The 17,180-nt window shown below is 66.3% G+C and carries 18 protein-coding genes; 10 read left to right on the top strand and 8 right to left on the bottom strand.

Annotated elements, in window-relative coordinates:
• Positions 1-6: 6 nt before the first annotated feature.
• Positions 7-1,092, bottom strand: coding sequence for a GNAT family N-acetyltransferase (locus tag HK401_RS14600; protein ID WP_181275377.1), 1,086 nt, complete (start codon positions 1,090-1,092; stop codon positions 7-9).
• 190 nt (positions 1,093-1,282) lie between these two features.
• On the opposite strand from HK401_RS14600, the gene fdxA reads away from it, so the two are divergent.
• The 3 genes from fdxA to HK401_RS14585 all read left to right on the top strand — a co-directional run bounded on the left by fdxA (position 1,283) and on the right by HK401_RS14585 (position 4,251).
• Positions 1,283-1,606, top strand: coding sequence for a ferredoxin (fdxA, locus tag HK401_RS14595; protein WP_166971282.1), 324 nt, complete (start codon positions 1,283-1,285; stop codon positions 1,604-1,606).
• Positions 1,607-1,609: 3 nt separating this feature from the next.
• A complete protein-coding gene (gene dapC, locus HK401_RS14590; RefSeq protein ID WP_181275376.1) occupies positions 1,610-2,731 on the top strand; it encodes a succinyldiaminopimelate transaminase in 1,122 nt (373 codons plus the stop codon).
• A gap of 236 nt (positions 2,732-2,967) precedes the next feature.
• The gene (locus tag HK401_RS14585; protein ID WP_181275375.1) at positions 2,968-4,251 is read left to right on the top strand and encodes a citrate synthase; all 1,284 of its coding nucleotides are present in this window, start codon (positions 2,968-2,970) and stop codon (positions 4,249-4,251) included.
• 399 nt (positions 4,252-4,650) lie between these two features.
• Here HK401_RS14585 and dapD read toward each other — a convergent pair whose 3' ends face one another.
• On the bottom strand, positions 4,651-5,595 hold the full coding sequence (dapD, locus tag HK401_RS14580) for a 2,3,4,5-tetrahydropyridine-2,6-dicarboxylate N-succinyltransferase (RefSeq protein ID WP_181275374.1): 945 nt from the start codon (positions 5,593-5,595) through the stop codon (positions 4,651-4,653).
• Between the two features lie 41 nt (positions 5,596-5,636).
• Between dapD and dapE the strand changes: the two genes are divergently transcribed.
• The 6 genes from dapE (at position 5,637) to HK401_RS14550 (ending at position 10,519) form a co-directional block, all read left to right on the top strand.
• A complete protein-coding gene (dapE, locus tag HK401_RS14575; RefSeq protein WP_181275373.1) occupies positions 5,637-6,803 on the top strand; it encodes a succinyl-diaminopimelate desuccinylase in 1,167 nt (388 codons plus the stop codon).
• A 5-nt stretch (positions 6,804-6,808) separates the two neighbouring features.
• Positions 6,809-7,576, top strand: coding sequence for an LOG family protein (locus HK401_RS14570; RefSeq protein WP_181275372.1), 768 nt, complete (start codon positions 6,809-6,811; stop codon positions 7,574-7,576).
• Positions 7,573-8,472: a dihydropteroate synthase gene (gene folP, locus HK401_RS14565; RefSeq protein ID WP_309136006.1), complete on the top strand. Its 900-nt coding sequence runs from the start codon at positions 7,573-7,575 to the stop codon at positions 8,470-8,472. Before HK401_RS14570 ends, folP begins: the two co-directional genes overlap by 4 nt.
• Positions 8,473-8,535: 63 nt before the next feature.
• Positions 8,536-9,000, top strand: a complete 465-nt coding sequence (locus tag HK401_RS14560; protein WP_181275371.1) for a DivIVA domain-containing protein — start codon at positions 8,536-8,538, stop codon at positions 8,998-9,000.
• On the top strand, positions 8,997-10,232 hold the full coding sequence (locus HK401_RS14555; RefSeq protein WP_181275370.1) for a hypothetical protein: 1,236 nt from the start codon (positions 8,997-8,999) through the stop codon (positions 10,230-10,232). The genes HK401_RS14560 and HK401_RS14555 overlap by 4 nt, the downstream gene beginning before the upstream one ends.
• 116 nt (positions 10,233-10,348) lie before the next feature.
• Complete coding sequence (locus tag HK401_RS14550) at positions 10,349-10,519, top strand: DUF3117 domain-containing protein (protein WP_135538791.1); 171 nt, start codon at positions 10,349-10,351, stop codon at positions 10,517-10,519.
• A gap of 77 nt (positions 10,520-10,596) precedes the next feature.
• Here HK401_RS14550 and HK401_RS14545 read toward each other — a convergent pair whose 3' ends face one another.
• Positions 10,597-11,232, bottom strand: a complete 636-nt coding sequence (locus HK401_RS14545) for an O-methyltransferase (protein WP_181275369.1) — start codon at positions 11,230-11,232, stop codon at positions 10,597-10,599.
• 36 nt (positions 11,233-11,268) lie between these two features.
• The gene (locus tag HK401_RS14540) at positions 11,269-11,601 is read right to left on the bottom strand and encodes an MGMT family protein (RefSeq protein WP_181275368.1); all 333 of its coding nucleotides are present in this window, start codon (positions 11,599-11,601) and stop codon (positions 11,269-11,271) included.
• A gap of 82 nt (positions 11,602-11,683) precedes the next feature.
• Here HK401_RS14540 and HK401_RS14535 point away from each other — a divergent pair, with 82 nt between their 5' ends.
• On the top strand, positions 11,684-12,160 hold the full coding sequence (locus HK401_RS14535) for a twin-arginine translocase TatA/TatE family subunit (RefSeq protein ID WP_181275367.1): 477 nt from the start codon (positions 11,684-11,686) through the stop codon (positions 12,158-12,160).
• 49 nt (positions 12,161-12,209) lie between these two features.
• Here HK401_RS14535 and HK401_RS14530 read toward each other — a convergent pair whose 3' ends face one another.
• The 4 genes from HK401_RS14530 to HK401_RS14515 all read right to left on the bottom strand — a co-directional run bounded on the left by HK401_RS14530 (position 12,210) and on the right by HK401_RS14515 (position 17,012).
• Positions 12,210-13,742, bottom strand: a complete 1,533-nt coding sequence (locus HK401_RS14530; protein WP_181275366.1) for a polysaccharide deacetylase family protein — start codon at positions 13,740-13,742, stop codon at positions 12,210-12,212.
• A gap of 266 nt (positions 13,743-14,008) precedes the next feature.
• Entirely contained in the window at positions 14,009-15,130 is a 1,122-nt protein-coding gene (locus HK401_RS14525; protein WP_181275365.1) for an Mrp/NBP35 family ATP-binding protein, read from the bottom strand.
• Positions 15,131-15,183: 53 nt separating this feature from the next.
• Positions 15,184-15,735: a DUF1003 domain-containing protein gene (locus HK401_RS14520; protein ID WP_246490682.1), complete on the bottom strand. Its 552-nt coding sequence runs from the start codon at positions 15,733-15,735 to the stop codon at positions 15,184-15,186.
• Positions 15,736-15,737: 2 nt separating this feature from the next.
• Positions 15,738-17,012: a magnesium transporter MgtE N-terminal domain-containing protein gene (locus HK401_RS14515; protein WP_181275364.1), complete on the bottom strand. Its 1,275-nt coding sequence runs from the start codon at positions 17,010-17,012 to the stop codon at positions 15,738-15,740.
• Between the last annotated feature and the right edge of the window lie 168 nt (positions 17,013-17,180).

The following is a 17,180-nucleotide window of genomic DNA, read 5'->3' as shown; positions in this document are numbered from 1 at the left end:
CTGAGTTCAGCCCTGTTCGGCATACCAGGACCGATGGCGCACCGTCGCCCCGAGTGTGGTGAAGAGGCCCAGCGACGCCTCGTTGCCCACCTCGATGTCGACGAGGTAGGACCGGACCCCGCGCTGAGCCAGCAGTGCCGCGGCGGCTCGGACGACCGCACGGCCGGCACCTCTGCGGCGCAGGTCCGGGCGGGTGATGAGATTCGTGATCACGCCCCATTTGCTGCGTTCGACGACCCGGCACGCCGCAACCATCGAGCGGGAGCCGTCGGGGTGCTCGGCATAGGCGGTGACGAACTCGCAGGGTTGGTCGGCTTCGATCAGCCCGCGGAACGACTCGTCCGAGCCGGGCGCATCGCCGGGGCTGCGCTGACTCGTCCAGGCTGCGAAATGCTCGGGCGTCGGCGCATCGGCGACGTCGATGATGAGGCCGGGGGCGGCCGCCTCGGCGGGGTTCGACGCTCCGTCGGCCGCCTCGGTGGTGGAACCGGTGAGCAGGAGGACGGCCTCGGAGGGGGAGTACCCGCGGGCCGAGAGCAGAGGAGCGAGCCCCTCGCACTCGGGAGCCAGCGCCGACGAATCGTCGGCGGAGTAGATCTGGATCCGGCTCGGCTTCTGCCGATTCCGGTACCACTCCTCGACGGCGTCGAGTCCCTGCTCCCAGCCCAGACCGGAATCGGTCACGGGGAGGCAGCTGTTGGCGCGGCGCGTGGCCGAATCCGAACTGCGCAGCAGCCAGCCCTTCTGCAGCAGGCCGATCTCGGCATCGGATTCGCCGCCTTCGTTGCGGAGGTTCTCCACATGCAGCCAGGACACGTCAGCAGGCAGCCAGGCGGCGGCGGAGATGCGGCGCAGATCGACCGCGGAGACGATCTCATGCGTCCGACCGGACCGGGTCGGTGCGGGCGGCACCTCGTGGACGAGGAGGATCTGGGGGCGGGGGATGCGCAGGGGGCCGCGCTTCGTGTCGATGTCGACGACCGCCTCGTCGGCGGAGGTGACGACACCGAGCGCGTCCGAGGTCGAATGGGTGTCGCCGGGCTCGAGCGAATACCGGATGACCACTCGTCTGCCGGGCTGCAGATCGTCCACTTCGTACCTTCCTCCGTCGATCGTGTGCCCTCCCACCCTATGACACCGCGGGGCCGGTGCCTCGCAGGCATGAGGAGGGAGGCCGGATGCAATGCGAATCACCTCGGGCGGGTGGTCACCGGCAACGGGTGAGGGCGTATTGTGGGAGGTATATGCGCACCATCCGTGAGTCTTCCAAGGAGTCAGTCCAGTGACGTACATCATCGCCCAGCCCTGCGTCGATATCAAAGACAAGGCCTGCATCGACGAATGTCCGGTCGACTGCATCTACGAGGGCGAACGCAGCCTCTACATCCACCCCGACGAATGCGTCGACTGCGGCGCCTGCGAACCGGTCTGCCCGGTCGAGGCGATCTTCTACGAAGACGACGTTCCCGAGGAATGGGAAGAGTACTACAAGGCCAACGTCGAATTCTTCGACGATCTCGGTTCGCCCGGCGGTGCCGCCAAGCTCGGCAACACGCACAAGGACCACTCGATCATCTCGGCGCTGCCGCCTCAGAACAACGACTGAGCGATGACGAACACGTATGGTCTGAACCTGCCGGACTACCCCTGGGACCGGCTCACCGACTTCCGCCGACGGGCGGCTGAACACCCCGGGGGCGTCTGCGATCTGTCGATCGGCACCCCCGTCGATCCGACGCCCGAGGTCATCCGGCGGGCGCTGGCCGATGCCGGAGACGCCCACGGATACCCGACGACTGCCGGCACCGCGGAACTGCGCGAAGCCATCGCCTGGTGGTACGAGACCTGGCATTCGGTGACCCTCGATCCGGCGACGGAGATCCTGCCGACCGTGGGTTCGAAGGAGCTCGTGGCCTGGCTGCCGACGCTGCTCGGTCTGCGACAGAATGGCCTGACTGTGGCCTGTCCCGCTGCGGCCTACCCGACCTATGAGATGGGTGCGACGATCGCCGGGGTCGACTGTGTGCGCATCGATGCCGCCGAGGTGGCCGCCGGTGCCTCACTCGAAGGCATCGGCCTGCTGTGGATCAACACCCCGAGCAACCCGACCGGGGAGGTCCTCGACGCCGGCACCCTCGCCGAGGCGGTCCGTCGTGCCCGCGAAGCCGGAGTCGTGCTCGCCTCCGACGAGTGCTACGGATTGCTCAACTGGGAATCCGACGAACCGGCGCCGAGCGTGCTGTCGGCGGCGGGGGAGAGCCGCGAAGGTGTGCTCAGCGTGTACTCGATGTCGAAGCAGTCCAACCTCGCCGGATACCGGGCGGCCTTCGTCGCGGGAGACGCCGCACTCATCGCCGACCTCACCCGTTCCCGCAAGCACGCGGGAATGATCGTGCCGTTCCCGATCCAAGCGGCGATGATCGCGGGGCTGCACGACACCGACCACGTTCGCGCGCAGAAGGAGATCTACCGTCGGCGGCGGGAGCTGCTGCGCTCCGGCCTCGAGAGCTTCGGATTCCGCATCGATCACTCGACAGCCGGCCTCTACCTGTGGTCCACGGCGGGCAGGAACTGCTGGGACTCCCTGGCTGACCTGGCCGAACTGGGCATCATTGCGGGCCCGGGGGAGTTCTACGGGGAGGCCGCCGACGATCATGTCCGGGTGGCGGTGACTGCCAGCGACGAACGGATCGAAGCGGCTTCGGACCGGCTTCGCGCGGCCGCTGGGTGAGGCTTCGTGCGGAGCCGGGTGAGGTGCTGCGCGCTGTCTGCGCAGCGTTCGCCAAGGTGACGCTGGGCTCACGTTCAGAACGGCGAAATCAGTGTCTGGCCAGGTCAAAAGTATTACTGCCCAGTAGATGCAGGGTGCAGTGATTTTCTCATTCCTGCAGATGTCGGTAGTCTTTGATGGAACTGTGCAAGACACCTCAGGAAGTTCTTGAGGTACGTCAACGGTGAGGAGATCGAATGACTTCGGAGGCGAACCTCAGGATCGCTGACACGGAGCTGACACTGCCCGAGGTGTCAGCGTCGGCGGGCAACAACGGATACCGCATCGGCTCTCTGCTCAAAGAGACCGGTTCGGTCACATACGATCCAGGGTTTGCCAACACCGCATCCACCTCGTCGGCCATCACCTTCATCGACGGTGACGAAGGTGTGCTGCAGTACCGCGGGTACCCGATCGAACAGCTTGCCGAGCAGTCGAACTTCGTTGAAGTCTGCTACCTCCTCATCTACGGTGAGCTGCCCACTCAGGAACAGTACGATGCCTTCGATGCGCGTCTGCGCGGACACACGATCGTCCACGAGGATCTGCGCCGCTTCTTCCGTGCTTTCCCCTACGATGCGCATCCGATGCCTATGGTTGCAGCAGCCGTCGCGGCTTTGTCGACGTTCTACCAAGATGACCTCGATGTCTTTGACGAGGGCCAGATCGACACCTCGTCGTTCCGCCTGCTCGCGAAGATGCCGACGATCGCTGCGTTGGCCCACCGGAAGAACATGGGACTGCCGGTCATCCATCCGGACAACTCGCTCAGCCTGGTCGAGAACTTCCTGCGCGTGAACTTCGGAGTTCCCGCCGAGGAGTACGAACCGGATCCGCTGGCGGTCAAGGCGATGGATCAGCTGTTCATCCTCCACGCCGACCATGAGCAGAACTGCTCGACCTCGACCGTGCGCCTCGTGGGTTCGTCCCAGGCGAATGTGTTCCAGTCGATCTCGGCCGGCGTCAACGCTCTGGCCGGACCGCTCCACGGCGGTGCGAACTCCGCGGTGCTGGAGATGCTGCAGCAGATCGCGGCCTCCGACGACGGTCCGAAGAAGTTCATGGAGCGCGTGAAGAACAAGGAAGACGGCGTTCGTCTCATGGGCTTCGGGCATCGTGTGTACAAGAACTACGATCCCCGCGCGAAGATCATCAAGAAGACCGCCGACGAGGTGCTGGCGCGCTCCGGCGGAGACCCGCTGCTCGAACTCGCTCAGCAGCTCGAAGAGATCGCTCTTGCGGATGACTACTTCGTCGAGCGCAAGCTCTACCCGAACGTGGACTTCTACACGGGCCTGATCTACAAGGCGCTCGGCTTCCCGACGAACATGTTCACGGTGCTCTTCTCCGTCGGCCGCCTGCCCGGGTGGATCGCTCAGTGGCGTGAGATGATCAAGGATCCCGAGACGAAGATCGGCCGTCCGCGCCAGATCTACACGGGCGAGCACTCACGCACCTACAAGGACATCAGCGACCGCTGAGCCTCTGCGGCTGAACAAACCACGCGACGGCGTCGGTGCAGAACTCTCTGCCCGACGCCGTCGCGCATTCACCAGCGAGTGCGCGGCCACCCGCGGCCCCTCGTGCCTCGCGACCCGTTCTGAGCGCGTGCTGGGTGCATCCCTCACCGTTCGCGGCACCACGCCCCGCAGGATCGCGGTGATATGCGGTTGCTGGTATGTCTCGGCGCCAACGGTGATGGATGGCCGCAGTTTCCTGCAATGAGTCGCTGCGGCGATGAATGCGAGAGGGCGCGTCCACGTCGTGTGAACGCGCCCTCTCGCGAAACCGTCGCACGGTTCGCGACTGCCCGTGGCCGCCAGGAGCAGTCCGCAGTCGGCCGGCGGCAGGCTGGCCGCCGTGCAGCAGACTGCTGGTGATCAGTGCAGGTCAGGGTTGAGCTCGATGCCCTTCGAATCGCGGGCGATGGCCTCGACGGCTCCGGAGACCGAATTGCGGCGGAACAGGATGTTGTTCTGACCGCTGAGTTCGGAGGCCTTCACCACGGCACCGTCCTCACCGGGAACGGACACGCGGGTGCCTGCTGTGATGTAGAGGCCGGCCTCGACGATGCAGTCGTCGCCGATGGAGATGCCGACACCGGCGTTCGCACCGAGCAGGCTGCCCGATCCGATCGAGATCCGGTGTGTTCCACCGCCGGAGAGAGTACCCATGATCGAAGCGCCGCCGCCGATGTCCGAGCCGTCGCCGACGACGACGCCCTGCGAGATGCGTCCCTCGACCATGGCCGAGCCCAGCGTGCCGGCATTGAAGTTGACGAAGCCCTCGTGCATCACGGTGGTGCCCGACGACAGGTGAGCGCCGAGGCGGACACGGTCGGCATCGGCGATGCGCACACCGGAGGGGATGACGAAGTCGGTCATCCTCGGGAACTTGTCGAGTCCGTAGACGGCGACAGGTCCGCGCGCCATCAGCTTGGCGCGGGTGGACTCGAAGTCCTCCGGCGAGCAGGAACCGAAGGAGGTCCACACGACGTTGGCGATATGACCGAAGATGCCGTCGAGGTTGACGTCATTGGGAGTGACCACACGGTGGGACAGAGCGTGCAGACGCAGATAGGCGTCCTCCGCCGAGGCGGGGGCGGCGTCGAGGTCGATCGTCGTGGTGACGACCTTCGCGTGGGTTCCGCGAGCGTCATCGATGCCGACGAGGGCGTCGAGACCGTCGTCGGTGACGTGGGGTACTGCGGCCGCCTCGGCGGATTCGGGTGTGTCTCCCGTGCTCAGCGTCGGGTACCAGACGGAGAGGACGGTGTCGGAATGGATCGTGGCGAGTCCACGTGCGGAAACGATGCGTTCTGTCATGCCTCAAGCCTAGTCGGTGGCGGCGTACTAGGCTAAGGGACATGACTGTCGATCCATCTGCTGAGACCGATTCCCTGTTCGCGCCCACGACCGGGCTCGGTGACTACCTCTTCGCCGCCCTCGACGATCCCGCCGAGCTCACGGGTCGCCTGTGCGCCATCGAATCCGTGTCCGGCAATGAGACATCCATCACCGATGCCGTCGTCGACGTGCTCACACGCATCAGCGACGGCCCCGGTCCGCAGCTCGAGATCCTGCGCGACGGTGACACCGTCGTCGCGCGCACGAACCTCGGCCTGGCCGAGCGGATCGTCGTGGCCGGGCATCTCGACACGGTCCCCGTCGAGGACAATCTGCCCCCGGTGCGCACGACCATGACCGGCGAGGACTACCCCGCCGATGAGGTCATCTGGGGCCGCGGAGCCTGCGATATGAAGGCGGGGGTGGCCATGCAGCTCGTCACCGCGGCGGCGCTGCGCACACCGGCCCGCGATATCAGCTGGGTCTTCTACGACCACGAGGAGGTCGACGCCTCCCTCAACGGGCTCGGCCGCGTCGCGCGCAGCCACCCGGACTGGCTGACGGGCGACTTCGCCATCCTCGGCGAACCCTCGAACGCCTCGGTCGAGGGAGGGTGCAACGGCACCATCCGCGTCGACGTCACCACCACCGGAGTGCGTGCCCATTCCGCCCGAGCGTTCATGGGCGTCAACGCGATCCACGCCGCCGCCGAGGTGCTCACCCGCCTGGCCGAGCATGAGACGGACACGATCACGGTCGACGGTCTCGACTACCACGAGTCGCTGTCGGCGGTGAATATCACAGGGGGAGTTGCGGGCAATGTTGTGCCCGACGAATGCCGCATATCCGTGAACTACCGATTCGCCCCGAACAAGTCCGCCGCCGAGGCGGAAGGCTACCTGCGCGAGTTCTTCTCCGGCTTCGATCTCGTCGTCACCGACGCCGCCGAGGGCGCACGCCCCGGTCTCGACCGGCCGATCGCGCAGGCCTTCATCGACACCCTCGGGCTGTCCCCGGCCCCGAAACTCGGCTGGACCGACGTCTCGAGATTCAGCGCCCTCGGGGTTCCGGCCGTGAATTTCGGCCCCGGCAACCCGCTGTACGCCCACAAGTCGGATGAACATGTGAGAGTCGCCGAGGTGGAGCCGGCCGCTTCTGCCCTGCGCAGCTACCTCGAAGGCAAGTGAGACCGATGGCGGACAGAGACGATCCGGACCTCCCCGAGACAGAACCGGAATCCGAGTACTACCGCAAGGGACCGCTGCGGCTGCGCGGTGACCAGGTGCCTGAGACCACGACGGACCAACGGCTGCTCGAATCGGGTTCGAGCACTGACTGGGTGCACGAGGATCCGTGGCGGGTGATGCGCATCCAGGCAGAGTTCGTCGAGGGCTTCGGCTCGCTCGCCGAGATCGGGCCGGCGGTGTCGATCTTCGGCTCGGCTCGGCTGCACGCAGGCACTCAGGCCTACGCCGACGCCCGTGAGATCGCCCGGCGCCTCGCCGAATCCGGCAACGCGGTCATCACCGGCGGAGGCCCCGGCATCATGGAGGCCGGCAACCTCGGTGCGGTCGAAGGTGGGGGAGTGTCCATCGGTCTGGGCATCGAGCTGCCCTTCGAATCGGGGCTGAACGACCACGTCGAACTCGGCGTGAACTTCCGCTATTTCTTCGTCCGCAAGACCATGTTCCTCAAGTATTCGCGCGGATTCGTCGTCATGCCAGGGGGCTTCGGCACCCTTGACGAACTCTTCGAAGCCTTCACCATGGTCCAGACCGGCAAGGTGACTTCGTTTCCCATCGTGCTCTTCGGAACGGAGTATTGGCAGGGTCTCGTCGATTGGATGCGCGAATCCATGCTCGCGACGGGCACGATCACTGAGAAGGACTTCGACCTGTTCACCCTCACCGATGACATCGACGAGGTCGTGGACGCGATCGGCCCGGGCGGCCGGGTGTGAGAGACGCAGTCACAGGACAGCCGGACACTGGTCGCTTCGACCTCTCCCGAGCGCAGCCGGGAGCACCGGCGATCATGGCCGTGATCAATCGCACGACGGATTCGTTCTACGAGTCCGCAGCCACCCTCGATGACGCGATCACCGCCGTGGCCGACGCCACCGCCGACGGCGCCCACATCGTCGACATCGGGGGAGTGCGGGCCGGGCGCGGTCGGGAGATCTCCGTGGCCGAGGAGATCGACCGAGTCTGCCCGACCATCGAGGCCGTCGCCCGGTCCCACCCGCACGTGCTCATCAGCGTCGACACCTGGCGGCACGAGGTCGCCGAGGCCGCATGCCGGGCCGGAGCAGGACTGCTCAACGACACATGGGCCGGAGTCGATCCGAAGCTCGCCGAGGTGGCCGCCCGCTTCGACGCCGGCATCGTCTGCTCTCATACGGGAGGGCTGAGCCCACGCACCGACGCCCACCGCAGCCGCTACGGCCTGACCGCGGGCGACGTGGTCGATGAGACACTCGCCGGTGTGACGGAGCTCGCCGCGGCGGCCCGCGCTGTCGGCGTGCCCGCGAGCCGAATCGTCATCGACCCCACCCCGGACTTCGGGAAGAACACCTACCATTCCCTGCGACTGCTGCGCGAGCTCGACCGCTTCGCCGCCACCGGATATCCCGTGCTGCTGGCGATCTCGCGCAAGGACTTCGTCGGTGAGGCCATCGGCGACGTCGCCCCGCAGGAGCGGCTGCACGGCACGATCGCCGCGACCGCGCTGGCCATCGAACGGGGAGCGGCGATGATCCGCACCCATGACGTCCGCGCCACCGCCGACGCCATCGATGTCACTTCGGCGGTCACCGGCGAGGCCGTGCCGAAACACACCGTGCGCGGCCTGCGCTGAACAACACACCGTGTCCGGCCCTTACTCAGGGTTCTGACCAGGCGCCTATGCGAAAATGAACCCATGCCCTTCTGGATAGTGATCGGAGTCGCGGCCGCGGTCTTCGTCCTTGTGATCGTGATCGCGGCGAGCTTCGACGTCTTCTCCGCCGAGACCCGCGACGAAGCCGAAGAACGGTGGATCGGACTGCCCGATGACTTCACCAGCAGCGACCTCGGCGCCGTGACCTTCCGGCCGGCACTGCGCGGCTACCGGATGGATGACGTCGACGAGGCCATGGCCGTTCTGCAGGAGCGCCTGCGCGAACTCGAGGCCGCCGCGGACGAGCCTTCCGCGGCGCCACCCGAAACCTACGCGCCGCCTGCCTCGTCCGCGGACGCCGCCACTGGTGACTCGTCCGACTCCACGAGCGACGCGTCCGCAGCCGACCCCACGAGCGACACGCCCGCCACCGCCGCGCCCGCCACGTCGACTACCCATGCCACCGACGGGACGGCCACACCTGACACGGCCGCCGGACCGCGATGAGCCGTCCTACAGACCTGCCCGGAATCACCCTCGCCCCCGAAGTCTTCGATTCCTCCCGCCTCTCCCGCCTCGGCGCGCTGTTCCTCACCCTGCCCGTCTGGCTGCAGGCCCTCGCCGTGTACTTCGTCTCACGCGTGGTGAGCCTGTCGATCTTCGCCGCCGTACTCAAACGCCAGGATCCGGCGAACTGGTCGTCCTCCCCGGTGACGACCACGCTCAACGACTTCCTCAACTTCTGGGACGGAGGCTGGTACTCACGCGTCGCCGAGGAGGGCTATCCGCGGGTCTTGCCCGTCGACGACAGCGGTGCCGTGACAGAGAACCAGTGGGCCTTCTACCCGCTGCATCCCTCCGTGGTCGGGACCCTGTCGGATCTGACGGGGATCAGCTATGAGGTGATCTCGCCGATCGTGTCGACGGTGGCCGCCGGGCTCGCCGCGATCGTCATCCTCTCCCTGTTCCGCAAGTACGTCGCAGCCGATCAGGCGCTGATGGGGCTCGCGCTGGTGATGTTCTTCCCGCCTGCGGCGATCTTCTCCACCGGCTATGCAGAGTCGCTGACGCTGCTGCTGCAGGCCATGGCCCTCTTCCTCGTCGTCGAGCGGCGCTACCTGCTGGCGCTTCCGGTCGTCGTCCTCATGGATCTGTCCCGGCCGATCGGGGTGGCGTTCTCCTTCTTCATGCTCCTGCACCTCATCGACCGCTTCCTGCGTCGCCGGGACGACCCGTATCCCGCCGCCGAGGTGGCCCGATCCTGGACGCTGGGCGTGCTGTCATGTGCGGCCGCCCTCATCCATCCCGTCCACGCGTGGTGGGCGACCGGATCCCTGACGGCCTACACCGACACCGAGGCTGCTTGGCATACGGGGGAGACGTCGTTCGTCGTCCAATGGGTGGCGCAGTCGATCAGCCTCATCGGACCGCTCGGTCCGGTGCTGCTCATCATCGTCGTCGCCGGAATGCTCGCGCTGATCTTCTCACCGGCGGGAGCGCACATGGGGCGGACGATGCAGCTGTTCTGCCTCGGCTACGGTGCCTACCTGCTCATCTTCTTCAATCCGCAGACCTCGACCCTGCGTCTGCTGCTGCCGTTGTTCCCGCTCGCGCTGACCCTGGCCCTGGTGCGATCGCGAGGGTATCGGGCGGCGATGCTGGTCGCCTACATCCTCCTCCAGATCGTCTGGGTGGGGTACCTGTGGCATTTCACACCGCCGGCAGATCTTCCCCCGTGATCGAGGGTTCAGAGGAAAGTTACCCGGATCGACGGGATCGTGGAATAATCTTGAGTACAACATTCGGTGCACCTGATGTGGACCGTCTTTGCATGACAACGGAAGGAAGAGCCCACATGGCAGCCCAGAAACCCCGCACCGGCGACGGACCTCTGGAAGTGACCGAAGAAGGCCGAAGCATGGTGATGCGGCTTCCTGTCGAAGGCGGAGGTCGTCTGGTGATCGAACTCAGCAGGGACGAGGCCACCGGACTGCACGACACTCTGGCCGAGACGCTGGGACTCTGAGAGGACGGCCCGAAATCGGGCCGACACAGCACCGCACGAACAGCAGAGACTTCTTCAAGTCTCTGCTGTTGTCGTATTCACAGGCGCTTCTGGAGCAGCAGCAGACCCTCGCCGACGGGCATCAGCACGCGTTGAAGATTCTCTTGCTGGGCGATGCGATTGAGCAGCCCTCTGGCCGCCTGCGTCCGCGGACTGCGGTCGACAGGATCGGCCACGGCGCCCTTGAGCAGGGTCTGGTGGATGACGAGAAGACCCTGGGAGTCGAGTAGCCGCAGGGACGGTTGGATCATCCGCTCGAGGTTGCTCGGCTCGGAATCGATGAAGACCATGTCATAGGCCGCCGGGGCGAGCTTCTTGAGTACTTCCTCGGCACGACCGTTCATCAGCCGCAGTCGCCCGGGTCGAATGCCCGCCATGTCGACGAGGTCGCGGGCGGCGCCCTGAGCAGTGGAGTTCGTATCGATCGAGGTCAGTATTCCGGCGGTCGGCATACCCCGCAGCAGGGCCAGCGTCGAGGTGCCGACTCCGGTGCCGACCTCGACCGCGGCCACAGGTGTGAGGAGCCGGGCGAGCAGCGTCAGCGTCGATGCCGTCGTCTGGGACACAGGGACGAGCCCGAACTCGTGTGAGTGTGTACGGGCCGCGTCGAGCAGGGGATCGGGTCCGTTGTACTGCTCGGAGAAGGTGAGATCACCTGCGTTTTCGCGTGACAATCGACCCTCTCTCTCCGCTGTTGACTGCACCCAAGTCTAACCGCATTCGGGCTCGGTTCCGTGGGTGCGCCACAGCTCATCGAGTGAGTCGACGTCGAGGAAAGCGCTGCGGTCGACCGACCGGTGCGTGTGCGGCGTCCCTTCCGACTCCCATTGCAGGCGCGCCCGGGCGTGGATCTCCGGCGGCAGGACTCCGGCTGCGCTGACGACTCGCCACCACGTGACATTGGAGCCGAACTCCTTCATCACCCGCCCGACGTATCGGGGTGAGCACCCGGCGACGGCGCCGACTGTCCCGTAGGCGGCGACGCGCGCGGCGGGGACGAGTTCGACGATGCGCAGGACCCGTTCGACAGCGATCTCGTCCATCATGCCTCCCGATCAGAGGCGGATGCCGAACCTGAGTTGACCATGAGTCGATGCTACCGTCGGTCACGGTAGACTTGGTGGCATGTTCATGGGTATCAACGGCACCGAAATGGTGATACTCGTCGTTGTGGCCTTGGTCGTCATCGGACCCAAGCGCCTGCCCGAATACGCGCAGAAGCTGCGCGACCTCGTCCGCCAGATGCGGCGGATGGCCGAGGGCGCGAAGGACAGCGTCCGACGCGACTTCGGTGACGATTTCAAAGACGTTGACTGGCAGAAGCTCGATCCCCGGCAGTACGATCCGCGTCGCATCGTCCGCGAAGCCCTGGTCGAAGAGGATGCTGCGATCCGTGAGTCCAAACGCCGGGAACGCTCCTCGCTCGAGACTGCGGTTCCCGCAGCGGATGCCCAGGCGCAGGTCACCGCGGCCGAGGATGCCTCAGCCGATGCGGGCGGGGCCGTCGATATGCGTGAGAAGTCCCCGATCGAGCGCTTCCAGGCTCAGGCCGAGCTGCGCGACCGTTCGACTACGGCACCGTTCGATTCCGAGGCCACCTGAGGCCACCTGCGGCCGATCCTCCGTCGCGGGATCAATTCTTGAGGTCGGGTCAGTTCTTGTGCACGGACGGGTGTTCGGGATTCGAGCACAGTTCGTCCCAGTAGCCGCGGCAGAAGTACGAACCGCCCTTCTCCCACTTGATTCCGGCGAAGAGTTCGCGCACGGTCACAGCGTAGAGTCCCTTGTCCGCGACGGTCGTGAACACCTTCGGAGCCGCCTTCACCGTCGACGGGTGGATGGAGTGCATGAGGACGACGGAGCCCGGGCGTGCGTGTGAGCGAACGTTCTGCACCGTCTTCTTCGGGTTCTTGTCTCTCCAGTCGCCGGTGTCGACGTCCCAGATGATCGCCGGTGCGCCCAGAGCGTGTGCCGCAGGCTTATCGAGGGCACCGTAGGGCGGACGGACCAGGGCCGGGTCGCTGCCGCCCACATGGGACAGCGACTTCTGGGTGCGGCCGATCTCATGTTTGAGCGCGCCTTTGCTGAGGAGGTCGAGGCGCTGGTGTTTGAAGGTGTGGTTGTCGACCTCGTGGCCGGCGGCCGCGATCCGCTCGGCCACATCCGGGAATTCGTGGATGTTCTGCCCGAGAAGGAAATAGGTCAGCCGAATATTCGCCTCATCGGCGGCGTCGAGCAGGGCGTCTTCGGTCTTCGGCTCTCCGGGTCCGTCGTCGTAGGTCAGCGCCACACAGGGCAGAAGTGTGCACGAGTAGTCGGGCGTCCGCAGATCGCCTGGGCGCGGTATCTCAAGCGGAGTGTGCAGGTCTGCGGCCACCGCCTTGCCCACAGCGGTGAGATCGGCGTCGGCGACGGGCTGACCGTCGACGGTCAGCGAACCGGTGTCATCGGTCGAGATCGCAGCGGGGTCCACGCGTGCGGAGAACAGGCTCTTGGCATCGACCGTGGTGTCGGCCGAGAGATCGGTGAGGAGGACGGCTGTGTGCGACCGTGACGACGCCTGCCGCAGGGCGGTGACGACGAACCGGCCGCCGGCGGTGAGCACCGTGGTGCGGATGTCCAGGGTGTGCGGGTCGCCTATTCGCTCCCCGTCCTGAGACCCCCGAGGGCTCTCTTCCTGTGAGGGAGAGTTCTCTCCCCGTGAGTGAGGCGGCCCGCCACCGTGTGAATGAGCTGATTCTCCGCTCTGCGAAGAGGGTGATCCTCCGCCTAGCGAGCTGGGCGAGGTGAAGCTCGTCGTCGACCATCGGTGCGCCGGTGCCGTCGGGGTGGGTTCGAATGCCGTCCGGCCGTCGAAACCGCCGGCATCGTCGATCGCGTCGAGCACCCGGGTCTCGATCGCTGAGTTCAGCGATGATGCTCCCGGCAGTCCGAAGATGTGGATGTCCAGCTGTGGTCGGCGCTTCTTCGACACCACCGCGTAGCTGCGCAGCGACGCGGCGAGGAGGTCGAGGTTCGCTTCGGCGGTCGTCCGCTGCTCGTCCGCGATCGAGCCCGTGTCCGGTGGGGCAGGTCGCCTCGCCGTGACGAGGGCTCCGGCGAGGAGGACGAGAACGAGGAGGGCGTTGGCATAAGCGAAGACGGTGTAGACGATCATGTCTCTGCGATCGGGGGAGAACGCCAAGTGCAGGTCCTTATCAGAAGCGCATGGGGGATGAGGGACAGGAGGGGAAGGGGGGGAAGCCGCCGTCCAGTCTAGACAGCCGAAGGCGGGCGGAAAGAACCCGCACGGGCCGAATCGACGGTTGGATATGGGATCGTGATGGCCAAGCGAGGAGACGACATTTTCGTTACATCACTGTCGCAGAGCCGTCGGTGATCGCACCGGACGGCGTCGTGCCAGCCCGGACCGGGCCCGGTCGGGCCAGGCCGGGGCCGAGCCAGACCAGATCAGGCCGGACTGAGCCCCAGCGACCGGCCGGCGAGTCCGCGGGAGCGCCTGCGCAGGGAATCGGCGAGGGCGTCGAAGGCGCGTCCGGCAGGCGACTCGGGGTGGCCGAGGACGACCGGGGTGCCCGCGTCGGAGCCTTCCCTCAACGCTGTGTCGAGCGGAACCTGCGCCAGCAGCGGCACATCCTTCTCAACCGTGCGCGAGAGGTTCGACGCCACGCTCTGCCCACCACCGGACCCGAACACCTCCATGCGGGTGCCGTCGGGCATCTCCATCCAGGACATGTTCTCGATCACCCCGATGAGCTCCTGCTTCGTCTGCGTGGCGATGGATCCCGCGCGTTCGGCGACCTGTGCGGCGGCGGCCTGCGGAGTGGTGACGACGAGGAGTTCGGACCCGGGCAGCAGCTGCGAGACGGAGATCGCGATATCACCGGTGCCCGGAGGCAGGTCGAGCAGGAGCACATCGAGATCACCCCAGAACACGTCGGTGAGGAACTGCTGCAGAGCCCGGTGGAGCATCGGTCCTCGCCACACGACAGCCTGGCTGGGCGGGACGAACATGCCGATGCTCATCACCTTCACGTCATGGGAGACCTGCGGAAGGATCATCTCGTCGACTCGGGTGGGTTTGCCGGAGAGACCGAGCATGCCGGGGATCGAGAATCCGTAGATATCGGCGTCGACAACGCCCACGCGCAGGCCCTTGGCCGCCAAGGCGACCGCGAGGTTGGCCGTGACCGAGGATTTTCCGACCCCTCCCTTGCCGGAGGCGATGGCGTAGACCTTGGTGAGGGAATCGGGGCGGTTGAAGGGATTTTCGCGGGTTCCGCTGCCCTGCAGCTTCTCCTTCATCGCCTTGCGCTGTTCGGGAGTCATCGTGCCGAGGACGACAGAGACCTCGGTGACCCCGTCGAGGCGGGAGACCGCGGCCTTCGTGTCCTTCGTGATCGTGTCCTTGAGCGGGCATCCGGCGATGGTGAGCAGGACCGTGACGGTGACCCTGCCGCCGTCGATGCTGATGTCGTCGACCATGTCGAGTTCGACGATGTTGCGGCGGATCTCGGGATCGATGACGCCGGTCAGAGCCTCTCTCACCGCATCCGTATCCAGACCAGTCATACCCATGTCCTCTCCTCCCGGCTCAGTGCCTTCCGGGGCTCCAACACTACCCTTCAGGAGTCGGGGCCGTCATGCGCGGAGGTGCCGTCACCCTCGGAAGAGCCGCTGCGACCGGCAGTCGGCTTCGGCTGTGCCTCCTCCTCGAGCTCCTTGAGCAGATCCTTGAGCTCGGAGCGGATGAAGTCGCGCGTCGCGACCTCACGCATGGCGATGCGCAGCGCCGCGACCTCCCGGGCCAGGTACTCGGTGTCGGCGAGATTGCGTTCGGCGCGCTGCCGGTCGTGTTCGAACTCCACCCGGTCGCGGTCGGTGCTGCGGTTCTCAGCGAGCAGGATGAGCGGCGCCGCATACGAGGCCTGCAGAGAGAGGATGAGCGTGAGCAGCGTGAAGTTCAATGACCGCGGGTCGAACTGCCAGGATTCGGGCAGCAGAGTGTTCCACAGCAGCCACACGGCGCAGAAGACGGTCATTCCCACGAGGAACGCCGGGGTGCCCATGAAGCGGGCGAAGGCTTCGGCGCCGCGGCCGAAGGTCTCGGGGGAGACGGTGAAGGTCGGCAGCTTGCGTTTGCTCGACCGAGGGATCTCGAAATCATCCACAGCCATGCCTACCCCTTCCTGGGCTCATCGCGTCCGGTGGTGCGCCAGTCCTCGGGCAGCAGCTCGTCGAGGACGTCATCGACGGTGACCACACCGACGAGGCGATCGTTCTCATCGGTGATCGGCACCGAGACCAAATTGTACGCGGCCAGCAGCTTCGACACCTCACCGAGGGGAGCGTCCGGCGCCAGCGGTTCGACCTCGGTGTCGAGCATGATGCCGACCGCCTCATGTGGGGGATGCCGGAGCATCTCCTGGATGTGGACGAGGCCCAGATACTTCCCTGTCGGGGTCTCCACTGGTTGGCGGCAGACGAAGACCGCGGCCGCCAGAGCAGCGGGAAGGTCCTCGCGGCGCACATGGGCAAGCGCCTCGGCGACGGTGGCCTCAGGTGTGAGGATGACCGGTTCGGTGGTCATCAGACCGCCGGCCGTGTCGTCGTCGTAGGCCAGCAGGGTGCGCACGTCCTCGGCCTCATCGGGTTCCATCAGCGCCAGGAAGCGTTCGGCCTGCTCGTCGCTGAGTTCGCCGAGGAGATCGGCAGCATCATCGGGCTCCATCTCCTCGAGGACGGTGACGGCGCGTTCGGTCTCCAATCCGGTGAGGACCTCGATCTGGGTCTCGGCGGGCAGCTCCTCGACGACGTCGGCGAGGCGTTCGTCGTCGAGGGCGCGGGCGACCTGGAGGCGCCGGCCGGGGTTCATCTCGAAGAGCACATCGGCGAGGTCTGCCGGCTTCGTGTCCTGGTAGGCGGCGATGACCTGGGTGGCTTCCTGGTCGACCTCGGAATCGGCGGGATGGTCGGCGTCGGTCCAGTCGATCTGCTTCGTCTCACCTCGGCGTCGGAATGCGGCGAAGGCGGTGCGTTCGGGGACGCGGCGCACGAACAGGCGAGTGACCTCCCAGTCCTTGTTCACCTGCTGTTCGATGCCGACGTCCTCAACGAGCACGGGGGCGTTGTCCTCGCGCAGCCGCAGCCGGCGGTCGAGGAGGTCGTTGATGACGAGAGTCTCAGACTGCCGCTGTTCGAAGCGACGCATATTCACCAGACCGGTGGTGATGACCTGCCCGGAGTCGATCGCGGTCACGCGGCCCATCGGCACGAAGACACGCCGTCGACCGGGAACCTCGACGACGAGGCCGATGGCGCGGGGGAACTGCCGCATCGTCGCCCGGTAGACGATGACGACGTCTCTGACCCTGCCGACCTGATCACCGAGCGGGTCGAAGACGGGGGCGGAGACGAGTCGGGCGACGAAGACTCTTTTCGGTGGACCACTCATATTCTCAGACTACGTGGTGGCCGGGTGTTTGCGGCGCCGACTCCGCGAATTGAAGCCAGATCACACCCGGGCCGGCCGCTCCTGACCGACCGCCCAGTCCGGCCGCCCCCGACCCGCCGATTCCGACTGGCCGTGTGCCGGTGCCGAGCCGACGAGGATGCAGCGCAC

It is taken from the genome of Brevibacterium oceani (assembly GCF_013623835.1).
In the GTDB taxonomy this organism is placed as follows: Bacteria; Actinomycetota; Actinomycetes; order Actinomycetales; family Brevibacteriaceae; genus Brevibacterium; species Brevibacterium oceani.
Note: the sequence above shows the minus strand (reverse complement) of the source record. Positions and strands in the feature narration are given on the sequence as shown.